Annotated in this window: 13 protein-coding genes; 1 reads left to right on the top strand and 12 read right to left on the bottom strand. The window is 56.8% G+C overall.

The annotated features are described in order from the left end of the window. Positions 1-760: 760 nt before the first annotated feature. The 11 genes from ACVOLV_RS14330 to ACVOLV_RS14280 all read right to left on the bottom strand — a co-directional run bounded on the left by ACVOLV_RS14330 (position 761) and on the right by ACVOLV_RS14280 (position 8,976). Entirely contained in the window at positions 761-1,201 is a 441-nt protein-coding gene (locus tag ACVOLV_RS14330; protein WP_481554976.1) for a YbbD-related protein, read from the bottom strand. A 66-nt stretch (positions 1,202-1,267) separates the two neighbouring features. Next, complete coding sequence (locus ACVOLV_RS14325; protein WP_481554975.1) at positions 1,268-1,579, bottom strand: DUF5076 domain-containing protein; 312 nt, start codon at positions 1,577-1,579, stop codon at positions 1,268-1,270. A 59-nt stretch (positions 1,580-1,638) separates the two neighbouring features. Next, positions 1,639-2,070 (bottom strand): DUF4279 domain-containing protein, encoded by a 432-nt coding sequence (locus ACVOLV_RS14320; RefSeq protein ID WP_481554974.1) that lies wholly within the window; start codon positions 2,068-2,070, stop codon positions 1,639-1,641. 91 nt (positions 2,071-2,161) lie between these two features. After that, positions 2,162-2,458 carry a hypothetical protein gene (locus tag ACVOLV_RS14315; protein WP_481554973.1) on the bottom strand — a complete coding sequence of 99 codons (297 nt, stop codon included), beginning with the start codon at positions 2,456-2,458 and terminating at the stop codon, positions 2,162-2,164. Positions 2,459-3,213: 755 nt separating this feature from the next. Next, positions 3,214-3,489 carry a hypothetical protein gene (locus tag ACVOLV_RS14310; RefSeq protein WP_481554972.1) on the bottom strand — a complete coding sequence of 92 codons (276 nt, stop codon included), beginning with the start codon at positions 3,487-3,489 and terminating at the stop codon, positions 3,214-3,216. Positions 3,490-3,593: 104 nt separating this feature from the next. Then, positions 3,594-4,052: a hypothetical protein gene (locus tag ACVOLV_RS14305; RefSeq protein ID WP_481554971.1), complete on the bottom strand. Its 459-nt coding sequence runs from the start codon at positions 4,050-4,052 to the stop codon at positions 3,594-3,596. 54 nt (positions 4,053-4,106) lie between these two features. Then, positions 4,107-4,523, bottom strand: coding sequence for a hypothetical protein (locus tag ACVOLV_RS14300; protein WP_481554970.1), 417 nt, complete (start codon positions 4,521-4,523; stop codon positions 4,107-4,109). Between the two features lie 380 nt (positions 4,524-4,903). Further along, positions 4,904-5,236: a hypothetical protein gene (locus ACVOLV_RS14295; RefSeq protein ID WP_481554969.1), complete on the bottom strand. Its 333-nt coding sequence runs from the start codon at positions 5,234-5,236 to the stop codon at positions 4,904-4,906. A 1,317-nt stretch (positions 5,237-6,553) separates the two neighbouring features. Next, the gene (locus ACVOLV_RS14290; protein WP_481554968.1) at positions 6,554-6,922 is read right to left on the bottom strand and encodes a hypothetical protein; all 369 of its coding nucleotides are present in this window, start codon (positions 6,920-6,922) and stop codon (positions 6,554-6,556) included. A 448-nt stretch (positions 6,923-7,370) separates the two neighbouring features. Next, complete coding sequence (locus tag ACVOLV_RS14285) at positions 7,371-7,679, bottom strand: hypothetical protein (protein ID WP_481554967.1); 309 nt, start codon at positions 7,677-7,679, stop codon at positions 7,371-7,373. 997 nt (positions 7,680-8,676) lie between these two features. Further along, on the bottom strand, positions 8,677-8,976 hold the full coding sequence (locus tag ACVOLV_RS14280) for a hypothetical protein (RefSeq protein ID WP_481554966.1): 300 nt from the start codon (positions 8,974-8,976) through the stop codon (positions 8,677-8,679). 184 nt (positions 8,977-9,160) lie between these two features. Here ACVOLV_RS14280 and ACVOLV_RS14275 point away from each other — a divergent pair, with 184 nt between their 5' ends. Next, positions 9,161-10,186: an integron integrase gene (locus ACVOLV_RS14275; protein WP_481554965.1), complete on the top strand. Its 1,026-nt coding sequence runs from the start codon at positions 9,161-9,163 to the stop codon at positions 10,184-10,186. A gap of 9 nt (positions 10,187-10,195) precedes the next feature. Here the strand turns inward: ACVOLV_RS14275 and ilvD are convergent, their stop codons facing one another. Next, positions 10,196-12,034, bottom strand: a complete 1,839-nt coding sequence (ilvD, locus tag ACVOLV_RS14270) for a dihydroxy-acid dehydratase (protein ID WP_481554964.1) — start codon at positions 12,032-12,034, stop codon at positions 10,196-10,198. Between the last annotated feature and the right edge of the window lie 389 nt (positions 12,035-12,423).

Below are 12,423 nucleotides of genomic sequence, written 5' to 3'. Positions count from 1 at the left end.
CTGCCAGTGCCCCCATTTACGTATTGAGCCCGAACCAAGTAGGGCTTGTCACTATCGGAGCATTTGAAGCTGGGTCGGCCAAAGTACACAAGGTCCCTCTGCTCTTGAGCAAGAAATGTCTTGTCAGCTAGCCAAGCTTCGGCCGTGGCCAGTCGTGATGCGGGAACCTCAAAGAACGAATCCGTGGGAATAGTTGACCAATCACGCCAAGTGCCCGCAGAAGCGGGAGCTTGCACTAGCCAATCCTTCGCCGACGAGGCGCCAGCCGTAAGCGGGAAAAGAAGCAGGAATTTTGCGATATTCCTCATGGGGCCTAGCTCCGGATTTGAGCCAAGCCGCGCAGCGGGTTTGGCTTGAATGAACTGTTAGGCGCCCCCCCGGGGCGCAGACGCTGGGCGCTAAGGAAGTATATGCAGAACGTTGCACAGCCAAGTGCAATGAAAAGTGCGCCAAAAAGAAAGTGAACGTCTAGGCTTAAGCGCAGCGTGTCGATAACTTGAAGCGTTGCCTGATGTAGAGAGGCTGCTGCGGATTGTTGTGATTTGTCGACAATCCAGTGAGAGATATCGCCGCGCTTAAGGATGGACGAGCCGAGATGTTGCGAGGCCTCTCCGGCCCACAGTACGAACCATAGCTGCAGTATGCCAGCAGCCAATTGGACGATCCCAATGCACTAGATTGTGATCCGCATGAAATTCCCCTGGCCACCTAACTATGGAACTAAGCCGACCCGCGCAGCGGGTTCGGCTTGAATGAATTGTTAGCGGGCAGAGACGCGCCAGTGCACTCCGCGGGCGCCCCCTTTGTGAATGCCAACAAACATGGAAGTGGGTGATACATCACTTGGGCAACTATAGAACGTATACGAGCTGTTTAGCTCGACCGGGTCCGGCCACCAAGGCTGACGATATCGTGATGGGACAACTGCAGCCGCCAGGACAGCCTGGCATTGGTTCGGGGGACGCCAGTTACCGCTGTTTTTGATGTTGAATGCTAGGGCGCTCTCATTTGTGTCGATGTTATGGATCTCGAGAAGCTTAGTTGAGCTGGCGGGGAGCCACGCGGGAATCCAGCCACTTGAAATGCCACCGCGCGAAGCTGCTGCCGCCATGTCAGGGTATGAGGTCTCCGTGATATCAATGCTGTCGCAGCCTGTCAAAGTTGCTGCTAGCAAAGCGACAGTTTTCGACAATTTCCGCATGCCCGCTAACTCCGGAATTAAGTCGATCCGCGCAGCGGCGTCGGCTTGAATGAACTGTTCGGTCGGTTACCCATGGCCATGACTAAAGGTGCCTTTGGCATCAGAAGTTGGATCGCTCAGCTCATCATGGAGTGATTCCATGATTGCAGCAATGGTGTCAGATGGGGGCTGCCCATATCGCTCTTGAAGCGCATTGGCTATGTGTCGAATGGTGTCTGCGAGGAAAACACCCCAAGCAGAAGCTTCATCACGGCCGTTGTCCTGCCAGAGCCCCACCCTGATCGAGCAATGCTGGCCTTGCTCAGCAATCCAAGCGCTTAGCATCTGGATCGCTTTGTCGTCACGTTGCGCTGCAGGTGGGACTACTAGTGGTTTCATAGCAGGCTTAACTCTGGAATTAAGCCGCGCCGCGAAGCGGCGTCGGCTTGAATGAACTGTTAGGGCCCAACACGAGAACCTTGGTCACCGACATCATAAACGTCCAGGCACAACGCAATGCCTCTTTGGCCGAGAGAAAGCAGAGTTTGTGCGGAGAGAGGTAGACCGTCATTGCTGCTAGCCATAAACAGGCCGCAGAAAAAATCAGGTTGGAAGCGGGCCAATGACTCCCAGACGGTCAGATCTTGTGTGAGTTGGTCAAGAATCTCAAAAATCTGTGCGTCCAAATCCTCAGGTTCGCGACGAGCTGCCTTGAGCCGCCAGCTCCCAGTCTTGGCAGTGCGAATGGTGCCGGTTTTGCTACCAATAAGTTCTTGGCCCTTACGGCATGCCTCGGTTGGGCTTGTGCCGAGCAGCGTGCTGATCTCATCGGGCACAAGATCCTCCCCGAAGAACCGGAGTGTTGCTGCAGAGTGATCGAATACTCCCATTGGGCTCTAACTCTGGAATTAAGCCGCGCCGCGAAGCGGCTTCGGCTTGAATGAATTGTTAGGCCTAAAGGACAGACCCTGTGAATCTCCATCAGAAATCTTTGACCGACTTACCTTGATAGAACTGAGGAGAGAAGGCATTGCGGTCGGCGCCTGGCTTCGTGTCTAGAGGAAGCATACGAATCGTTCCGCGATCTCTGAATTTTCCCGATGTGATCGCTGTCCGAAGATCAGCCTCGGTCATCCCTTGGTAGTTGTTCGTGTCGTTGGTGAAGTTGACACTGAACAAGCCTTTCTTATCGCCGCGCTCTCCCTTGTATGGGTGTACCTTGTTGCTTCCATCAACTGACCACACATCAATCAAGAAATCTGTTTCCTTCAGTGGCACAGGTTGATTCTCCTATTGAGGCCTAACTCTGGAATTAAGCCGCGCCGCGTAGCGGCGTCGGCTTGAATGAACTGTTAGGCGGCTGTGGCCCTTACCGCTCTCCGGGCCAATGCTGCCTTGCTTGTGCAACCCAATGCGAGCCGATCATGCCACAGCTTGCGGGATGGAGCTTGCCCCGGAAACCTTGCCGAGCGCTACCGCCGAAGTGCGATGAAATGATTGCGGCAGAGCAGTGAGGTGTAAGACGAAGTGGCGGGCTTGCCGCTGCCAGGAACAGTTGGAGCTGTTACCCGGAGCCGACCGGTGAATTGCTGATACTGCTGCCGAAAGAAGAAGGGCCAGCCAACCAAACACACCGCCGCCTAACTCCGGAATTAAGCCGACTCGCGAAGCGGGTTCGGCTTGAATGAACTGTTAGGCGGCGGTGGCCATTGACTGAGCCCAGGACCGATGCTGCCTTGCTTGCACAACCCAATACGAGCCGATCATGCCACAGCTTGCGGGATGGAGCTTGCCCCGGAAACCTTGCCGAGCGTTGCCACCGAAGTGCGATGAAATGATTGCGGTAGGGAAGTGAAGCGTAAGACGAAGTGGCGAACTTGCCGATGCCAGGAACAGTTGGAACTGCTACCCGGAGCCGACCAGTGACTTGCCGATGTTGCTGCCGAAAGAAGAAGGGCCAGCCAACCAAACGCACCGCCGCCTAACTCCGGAATTAAGCCGACCCGCGTAGCGGGTTCGGCTTGAATGAACTGTTAGGCATCGGCGGTAGACTCAAAGTACTGGTCGAATGCCAAAACCGCCGCCTCAATCGTTGATGAAGTCCCAAACCGGTGATGTGGATCTTGCTCAATTAGTAGCTCCAAGAATTGTGCTTCCAGTGATGCCGTAGCGCCAACCGGTGCGCCTGCGTGGAAGTAGTCTTTGCTTTGAACGGTGAATCCAATACCGATGACCTCAAAGACGCGATAAAGAACTGCGCCGCTTTGTACACGACGCCAAATTGGTATGTAGCGATACAAATGGGTCATATGGGCTGACGGTGAGTTGGTGTGTTGTCTCGCGGGAGCGTGTATACGATGCCTAACTCTGGAATTAAGCAGAGCCGCGAAGCGGCTTCGGCTTGAATAAATTGTTAGGCATGTGCCTTGGAAGCGCCACGCCGAAATGCACCTAGGTACTCCTGCACCGAGATGTCCGGCAGCGGTAGCCCAAGCGACCTGACTTTGTCTATCGTGGAATAGCAAAGCGTTGCGTCGGAACCGGTTCGTTCGGCCACCAAGAAGATTGCTTCCTGGTACAGCCGGAGAATGGCCTCCTGCTGTTCAGTCCGGGCGAGAGAAAAGTACTCGCCGAAGTTGAAATCCGGAACGTACACGTTGCCAATGCCCTGCCATTTGTCGTAATCAACACCGTCCGGCCCTTGCTCTCCGACGAAGACATTTAATTTGGCGAGATTGTCTAGAACTATCTTGCGGCGTGGCAAGGCACATAGGAGTTCGAGCTCTACGCAAAGCGTGGTGACGTTGAACGCGACACGTTCCTCCGTGTGCGTGATCCAGGTGGCTCCGACTGCGAGATCTCTCAGATACATGCCTAACTCCGGAATTAAGCCGACCCGCGTAGCGGGTTCGGCTTGAATGAACTGTTAGGTGCTACTGGCCTCGGTGCTCTTCCAGCGAGCATATATTTCCCAGTTCCATGCACCATCCGAGTGGAGCTGTTCGCTGATGATAGCCATAAGTTCGTGGCTATACCGCAGAGTTGGCAAGTTCTGAAAATCGTCGCCCCAGAACAGGCAGAAATCCCTGCCGAGCTCAATCTGCTCCAGTAGAAGTTGGCCTAGGAGCGTGTCCTGAAGTTCCGCGCCAGCAGCTATTGCGTCCTTTGCCGCATCTGACATCGAGTCGATGCCGCCTGACTCGTCGGTCAAGCTCCAAACGAAAGGCGTTCCGAAATTGTGCGAGGCTGCTTGCACTAGTAGCTCGTCTGATAGCGCATGAAAGCTGACGCCGGCAACGTCGGTGGATGGTTCCGCGCTTTGTACCAACAAGAACTGGGACATGTCTGTAGCGCCTAACTCTGGAATTAAGCCGACCCGCGAAGCGGGTTCGGCTTGAATGAACTGTTAGGCGCCATCTAGGCTGCTGTACCTCTAGCCACGAGCAACGATCTCCTTGAGCTCAGTACTGATGTTGCCGCTACATCTGGTGCAAACGCCGTCAACGAAAATGCGACCATGGATCTCGTACTCCACAGGGTTATCGAGGCCAACATCTGCTTCACCGCAAGCTTCGCACCATGCGTTCTCGCAGATGGACTGTTGGTCGATAGGGCTTCTAGAGAAGAAGTCTCTTGCAATCCGCATATGGCGCCTAACTCCGGAATTAAGCCGCGCAGCGTAGCGGCGTCGGCTTGAATGAACTGTTAGGCCGCGGCGCGTGCTTACGGCAAGCTGGCATTGGCTAAGCGTCTGGCTGCGACCAAAGCTGCGAGCACCTTTGGCCGGTTGTGTGCATTGTTGATACCGGCGGGTAGCCGGCTCTGCCAAGGCTGAAATTCCCAGTGGTCACCGCCAGCAGAACACTGGCGCGTAGAGTTAGAGGGCTTCTGGAAGTACGCGATCGCAGCCTCAAGCTGAGCATTTGACAAAAACTCTAGCCTGAATTTGGCGATTGCAATAACAAGTACCTCTCGAGCAGGCTCCGGCGCTGGGACGTCAGGCATGTGGTTTCGATGTACTGAAGGATCGAACATCTCGATTGCAGAGCTTTTCATGCGCGGCCTAACTCCGGAATTAAGCCGACTCGCGAAGCGAGTTCGGCTTGAATAAACTGTTAGGCCCCAGCATGGCGTTGTATCTCCGCGCGCGATTGAAGAGTTGTGCCGCAAAACGGGCAGTACATGACAGCTTGATCAAACCAGCCGACACCTTGGTCTGTGCTGACGTACCCGACTGCCAAGTACAGAACGCCGTTGTCCTCAACACGCAGCAACTTCTCTGGCGGCGATGTCATTGCATCTCTCATATCGCTGCAGCAGCTTCCAAAGCTCGACATGGAACCTCCCTGGGGCCTAACTCTGGAATTAAGCCGACCCGCGCAGCGGGTTCGGCTTGAATGAACTGTTAGGGCCCATGCTAGCCAAAAGCTCGGCGATGAGCAGACTCTAGCCAGATGCGGTCAACTGGCCCATCGAAACCAACAACCGCATCTACTCCGCAGTGTGGACAGACTGCGGTCTTATCTTCCTCATCGCACCACTCAAAAATGGAGCTTGGTGCGAACTCTTTGAAGCAGTAGACACAGACTGCGGCTTCGCTGGTGAGAAGCCGTCTGCGGTTTGTTGAAGTGCCGGTGGTTCTTCCCAAGGGGCCTAACTCCGGAATTAAGCCGACTCGCGAAGCGAGTTCGGCTTGAATGAACTGTTAGGCGCCATCGGCTACGCCAGAAGGAATTAGAACTGTGATGCTCTCTTGCAAGTGCTCGGTGTGCCAGGTACTTGGGCCGCGTGCATGGCCGATGATACAGACTGCATCACGAGTGTCCTTGAGCCAAGAGACAGATAGCTCTAACTCAATCATCTCTCCAGAGATGTCTAAGGCGCGCACCTTGGCAGGTGCACCTATCAGCGCGAGCAAATCGGGAGCGGGAAGCCTCCTCATTGCCTCCAGTTCCTTGATCAGTACAGCGTAAGCGTCTGGTGTTCTCATGGAAAAATGGTATGCGCGCCTAACTCTGGAATTAAGCCGACCCGCGCAGCGGGTTCGGCTTGAATGAACTGTTAGGGCCCATGCTAGCCAAAAGCTCGGCGATGAGCAGACTCTAGCCAGATGCGGTCAACTGGCCCATCGAAACCAACAACCGCATCTACTCCGCAGTGTGGACAGACTGCGGTCTTATCTTCCTCATCGCACCACTCAAAAATGGAGCTTGGTGCGAACTCTTTGAAGCAGTAGACACAGACTGCGGCTTCGCTGGTGAGAAGCCGTCTGCGGTTTGTTGAAGTGCCGGTGGTTCTTCCCAAGGGGCCTAACTCCGGAATTAAGCCGACTCGCGAAGCGAGTTCGGCTTGAATGAACTGTTAGGGGGTAGCCTACGTGGCGTCATGGCTGATTGCCAGAGCGCCGATAAACCACAGATATGCCCCCGCGGCCACGGTGAGTAGGTGAAGCAGGCCGAACCAGCGCCAGCGCAGCGCCAAGACCGAGGGAACGAGCAACGCGACGGTCACAGCAAGACCAGCCAGCGGAATAACGCCGCCGACTTGCGATGTTTCAATGCCAGGGAGACCGGCCAGTAGGCACGAGATCGGGAAGGCCGCGAGACAACTGAGGCTGGCAGAGGATGCTCGCAACCTACGGCCGGCTGAAGCAGCCAAAGCAAAGATCGGGAGCATGGAGGCAAGCACGAGAAGCCCGGGAATGCCTTGCTTTGCTGCAAAGAGCACATGGCCCCAATCCATAAACTGTCACTACCCCCTAACTCCGGAATTAAGCCGACTCGCGAAGCGAGTTCGGCTTGAATGAACTGTTAGGCGCCATCGGCTACGCCAGAAGGAATTAGAACTGTGATGCTCTCTTGCAAGTGCTCGGTGTGCCAGGTACTTGGGCCGCGTGCATGGCCGATGATACAGACTGCATCACGAGTGTCCTTGAGCCAAGAGACAGATAGCTCTAACTCAATCATCTCTCCAGAGATGTCTAAGGCGCGCACCTTGGCAGGTGCACCTATCAGCGCGAGCAAATCGGGAGCGGGAAGCCTCCTCATTGCCTCCAGTTCCTTGATCAGTACAGCGTAAGCGTCTGGTGTTCTCATGGAAAAATGGTATGCGCGCCTAACTCTGGAATTAAGCCGCGCCGCGTAGCGGCGTCGGCTTGAATGAACGGTTAGGCCTCGTGTTGCTAGCCTGCTTACAGCGATTCATACCCGTTTCCTTTGCCACTCAGCCACCGGATATGCACCTTGCCCTCACCGCGTAGGTGATCATGCGCCATGTGGAAAATAGGGTGTGAAAGATCGCCACTGGTTAAGGCACGCCGGTTTCCGCTTTCCTCGACTCTAAGGAAGTGTGCCTCATCTGGTTCGTCGGTGTAGCTGCGGACGACGAAACAAACCGTACCCTCAGTGAATCGGTAGGTGTCGTACTCGTAGTAGTAGTCGTACAGGCCGGACTCGTTGGATTCGCTTGAATCGACTTGACGGACACGCTCGATATACATGGGGCAAGCCTAACTCTGGAATTAAGCCGACCCGCGCAGCGGGTTCGGCTTGAATGAACTGTTAGGCTGCGTCACGACGTTTGGCTACGTAGCTAACACGACCTATGAAGTAGAGAACTATGCCGCCCAATAAACTCCCGGAAGTAAGCCAGACAAGCAGAAGTCTTGTTGGTACTGCTGTGGGGCGCATGAATAGCAGAGTAGAAGCGGCGACGACGGCTATGCCTAATAAAATGAGGCCAGATCTGACATATATATTCGCGCCATCAAAGCGGAGCTTGATCACGAAGCACTCCTTTTCCGTCTTCAGTTAACAGCTTAGCAGCCTAACTCTGGAATTAAGCCGACCCGCGAAGCGGGTTCGGCTTGAATGAACTGTTAGGCGGCTGTGGCCACTTACCAACCCTCGGACCAACGCTGCCTTGCTTGTGCAACCTAACGCGAACCGATCATGCCACAGCTCGCGGGATGGAGCTTGCCCGAGAAGCCTTGCCGAGCGCTGCCGCCGAAGTGTGATGAAATGATTGCGGCAGGACAGTGAAGCGTAAGGCGAAGTGGCGGGCCTACCGGCGCTAGGAACAGTTGGAACTGTTACCCGGAGCCGACCGGTGACTTGCCGATGTGGCTGCCGAAAGAAGAAGGGCCAGCCAACCAAGCACACCGCCGCCTAACTCTGGAATTAAGCCGACCCGCGCAGCGGGTTCGGCTTGAATGAATTGTTAGGCATCAGCCGACTCCCACAGGCGACCGGCCCGAGCGACCTTGCAGTGATAGCATCCGCTGCTCTTGTCGTCCATGTTGTACCAAGCGTGCGCCCCACCGACTGCCTCGCAATCCATACCTTTGTCTGCGATGCCAAGGTCGATAAGAAACCAGGGCAAGTGCTGGCGTACGGCAGTCCTCCAGCGGTACGGTGATGGTTTTGAGGTGGTGTCCATCTGATGCCTAACTCTGGAATTAAGCCGCGCCGCGAAGCGGCGTCGGCTTGAATGAACTGTTAGGCTCGATACACTCGCTTCGCAACGCGGAGCCTTGCCAGGATTTCATCTGAAAAGTAGTACTCAACACAGGATTTAAAATAGTGTGCATTGTCTATAGAAGAAAAATTAAGGATGATTGGGCTCTTGGCGGAGAACTTGTTATTAGTTAGGCCGCTGATTGAGCCCCATCCTTCAATCGAACACATGAGCCCGCGCAGCATGCCTGCGACCTCATCTTTATCCTCTTTCTTTACTGTGTCCAGATGTACACTCACTCTCGGCGCGTAGCCGGGGCTCAAGATTTCTTCTATTCGCATGCCGTAATCCTTCTTAAGGGCGTAACTCTTAGTAGACCGCCTAAAAGCGGCATAACGCCGAGTATGCCCACTTCAAACTCACTTTTAAACCCGAAAATTCTCACAAAAAACAACCGTTTACGTGATTCTTGCTCTTGCGGAGCCAACCCAGTATCCAGGCTGATCACCGCTTTGGAGCCGCAATATGGAATACACCCCCGTCTCCGAGGGCGTAACAGCAGCCAACCCCCCGCGATTGCTGGATCAGGTCCGGCAGCATATCCGGGTGCGGCACTACAGCTTGCGTACCGAGCAGGCGTATGTGGGTTGGATACGCCGGTTTGTTCTCGCCAATGGCAAGCGTCATCCAAGGGAGCTTGGCGCTGCTGAGGTAGGGGCTTTCCTGACTCGGCTGGCGACAGTGGCAAACGTGTCTGCTTCTACCCAGAACCAGGCGTTGTCAGCATTGCTGTTTCTCTATCGCGTCGTGCTGGACATTGAGCTGCCGCGCCTGGACAAGGTGGTGCGCGCCAAGCTGCCACGTCGTCTACCGGTTGTTTTGTCGCAGGAGGAAGTTGCGCGGCTGCTCCGAGCCATTCCCGAGGGACAAACGGCAATGATGGCGCAGTTGCTATATGGCACCGGTATGCGGTTGATGGAGTGTGTTCGGCTTCGCATCAAGGATGTGGACTTTGGGCGAAATGAAATCTGTGTGCGAAGCGGCAAAGGAAACAAGGATCGGCGCGTGCCGATACCGAGGTCGCTTTATGAGCGTTTGCTGGGGCAGCGCGAACGGGCGTTGCTGATACACCGCGCGGATATCGACGAAGGAATGGGGCGAGTACAGCTTCCGGATGCGCTGGCACGCAAGTATCCGAATGCGAATATTGAGCCAGGCTGGCAATACCTGTTTCCATCCATGCGTCTATCTGCAGATCCGCGAACCAATGCAATCGGTCGGCATCACGTCAGTGAAGAGCGGTTGCAGCATGCTGTGAAATCGGCGCGGGTCTTTGCAGGCATCGTAAAGCCTGCAACCTGCCATTCCTTGCGTCACTCGTTTGCGACGCATCTGCTGGAAGCGGGCCATGACATCCGCACTGTGCAGGAGCTGCTTGGGCACAAGGATGTCGCTACCACGCAGATCTACACGCATGTGCTGGGGCGGGGCGCAGGCGGCCTGCTCAGTCCCTTGGACCGGCTACCGGGAGTGCCGCCACTCCCGGTGTAATCGCTGCGATCAGCCGTCCAGCAGCGTCTTGTCGCGTACGGCGCCCTTGTCGGCGCTGGTGGCGAGCAGGGCGTAAGCCTTCAGTGCGGTGGTGACCTTGCGCGGGCGTGCTTCGGCTGGCTTCCAGCCCTTGCTGTCCTGCTCGCGGCGGCGGCGTGCCAGTTCGGCATCATCCACCAGCAGGTTGATGCCACGCTGTGGGATGTCGATCAGGATGCGGTCGCCGTCACGGACCAGGCCGATGGTGCCGCCTGCGGCTGCTTCCGGTGAACAATGGCCGATGCTCAGGCCAGAGGTGCCACCGGAGAAGCGGCCGTCGGTGAGCAATGCGCAGGCTTTGCCCATGCCCTTGGATTTCAAGTAGCTGGTTGGGTACAGCATCTCCTGCATGCCTGGGCCGCCCTTGGGGCCTTCGTAGCGGATCACCACCACGTCCCCAGCTTGCACCTCGTTGCCGAGGATGCCTTTCACTGCGGCGTCCTGGCTTTCATAGACGCGGGCATTGCCTTCGAACACATGAATGGACTCGTCCACGCCGGCGGTCTTCACCACGCAGCCATCGGCGGCGAGATTGCCGTACAGCACGGCCAGGCCGCCTTCGCTGGAGAACGCATGGGCTACGTCACGAATGCAGCCTTCAGCGCGGTCCACATCCAGCGACGGCCAACGCGTGGACTGGCTGAAAGCCACCTGCGTGGGGATGCCTGCAGGACCAGCCTTGTAGAACTGATGGACGGCCTGATCCTGGGTTTGGGTGACATCCCATTGCGTGATCGCATCGCCAAGCGTGCGGCTATGCACGGTGGAGGCATCGGTATGCAGCAGGCCACCGCGTGCCAGCTCGCCAAGGATGGCCATGATGCCGCCGGCACGGTGCACGTCTTCGATGTGGTACTTCTGCGTGTTCGGCGCCACTTTGCACAGTTGCGGTACGCGTCGCGAGAGACGGTCGATATCGCGCTGGTCGAACGCCACTTCGGCCTCCTGCGCAGCGGCCAGCAGGTGCAGGATGGTGTTGGTCGAACCGCCCATGGCGATGTCCAGTGTCATCGCATTTTCGAAGGCTTCAAACGTTGCGATGCCGCGTGGCAGCACGTTGGCTTCCTCGCCGCCGTACCAGCGATGGCACAGCTCGACGATCAGGCGGCCAGCGCGTTTGAACAAGGCTTCGCGGTCACTGTGCGTGGCCACCACGGTGCCGTTGCCCGGCAACGACAGGCCCAGCGCTTCGGTCAGGCAGTTCATCGAGTTGGCGGTGAACATGCCCGAGCACGAGCCACAGGTTGGGCAGGCACTGCGTTCGATCGCGGCCACCTGCTCATCGCTGACCTTGTCATCGCCTGCAGCAACCATCGCATCGATCAGGTCGAGCTTGTGGTCGGCCAGCTTGGTCTTGCCGGCTTCCATCGGGCCGCCGGATACGAACACCGCAGGAATGTTCAGGCGCAACGCGGCCATCAGCATGCCCGGGGTGATCTTGTCGCAGTTGGAAATGCATACCAGCGCGTCGGCGCAGTGGGCATTGGCCATGTACTCGACCGAGTCGGCGATGATCTCGCGGCTGGGCAGCGAGTACAGCATGCCGTCGTGGCCCATTGCGATGCCGTCGTCCACGGCGATGGTGTTGAATTCCTTGGCCACGCCACCGGCTGCTTCGATCTCGCGCGCCACGAGCTGGCCAAGGTCCTTCAGGTGCACGTGTCCGGGCACGAACTGGGTGAAGGAATTGACCACCGCGACGATGGGTTTGTGGAAGTCGCCATCGGTCATGCCGGTGGCACGCCACAGGGCGCGGGCGCCGGCCATGTTGCGGCCAGCGGTAGAAGTTTTAGAGCGGTATTCGGGCATGGGGCGAGCTGGAACGGGCTGGCAGAAGTGCAGTGCGATTGATTCTGCATGAAGTTCCCGGTTGCAGCTGCAACCATTGGTTTGCGGTGGTTATAGGGTGGAGCGGGGCGGTTGGGAGGGGCTGGGTCAGGCGAAGCCAAAGCCAAATCCAAAGCCAAAGCCAAAGCCAAAGCCAAAGCCAAAGCCAAAGCCAAAGCCAAAGCCAACTCCAAAGCCAAAGCCAAAGCCAAAAAGCACCCCTCCCCCCCCCACCCCGCCGCCGGGGCCGCCCCCGGGGGGGGGGGGGGGGGCCGGGGCTCTGGATTTTGCTCATCCAAAGCGCCGCCTGCGCCCACGTGCTGAATAGCTACGCGCACAAAAAATACCCAAACCCCAGCCAGCCCAAGCCT

It is taken from the genome of Stenotrophomonas sp. STEN023 (genome assembly GCF_056760135.1).
Note: the sequence above shows the minus strand (reverse complement) of the source record. Positions and strands in the feature narration are given on the sequence as shown.

Excerpts from the sequence above, each read along its gene's own strand:
- ACVOLV_RS14300 (WP_481554970.1), bottom strand. The coding sequence starts at position 4,523 with ATGTCCCAGTTCTTGTTGGTACAAAGCGCGGAACCATCCACCGACGTT.
- ACVOLV_RS14275 (WP_481554965.1), top strand. The coding sequence starts at position 9,161 with ATGGAATACACCCCCGTCTCCGAGGGCGTAACAGCAGCCAACCCCCCG.
- ACVOLV_RS14305 (WP_481554971.1), bottom strand. The coding sequence starts at position 4,052 with ATGTATCTGAGAGATCTCGCAGTCGGAGCCACCTGGATCACGCACACG.
- ACVOLV_RS14320 (WP_481554974.1), bottom strand. The coding sequence starts at position 2,070 with ATGGGAGTATTCGATCACTCTGCAGCAACACTCCGGTTCTTCGGGGAG.
- ACVOLV_RS14325 (WP_481554975.1), bottom strand. The coding sequence starts at position 1,579 with ATGAAACCACTAGTAGTCCCACCTGCAGCGCAACGTGACGACAAAGCG.
- ACVOLV_RS14285 (WP_481554967.1), bottom strand. The coding sequence starts at position 7,679 with ATGTATATCGAGCGTGTCCGTCAAGTCGATTCAAGCGAATCCAACGAG.
- ACVOLV_RS14330 (WP_481554976.1), bottom strand. The coding sequence starts at position 1,201 with ATGCGGAAATTGTCGAAAACTGTCGCTTTGCTAGCAGCAACTTTGACA.
- ACVOLV_RS14290 (WP_481554968.1), bottom strand. The coding sequence starts at position 6,922 with ATGGATTGGGGCCATGTGCTCTTTGCAGCAAAGCAAGGCATTCCCGGG.
- ACVOLV_RS14295 (WP_481554969.1), bottom strand. The coding sequence starts at position 5,236 with ATGAAAAGCTCTGCAATCGAGATGTTCGATCCTTCAGTACATCGAAAC.
- ACVOLV_RS14310 (WP_481554972.1), bottom strand. The coding sequence starts at position 3,489 with ATGACCCATTTGTATCGCTACATACCAATTTGGCGTCGTGTACAAAGC.
- ACVOLV_RS14280 (WP_481554966.1), bottom strand. The coding sequence starts at position 8,976 with ATGCGAATAGAAGAAATCTTGAGCCCCGGCTACGCGCCGAGAGTGAGT.
- ilvD (WP_481554964.1), bottom strand. The coding sequence starts at position 12,034 with ATGCCCGAATACCGCTCTAAAACTTCTACCGCTGGCCGCAACATGGCC.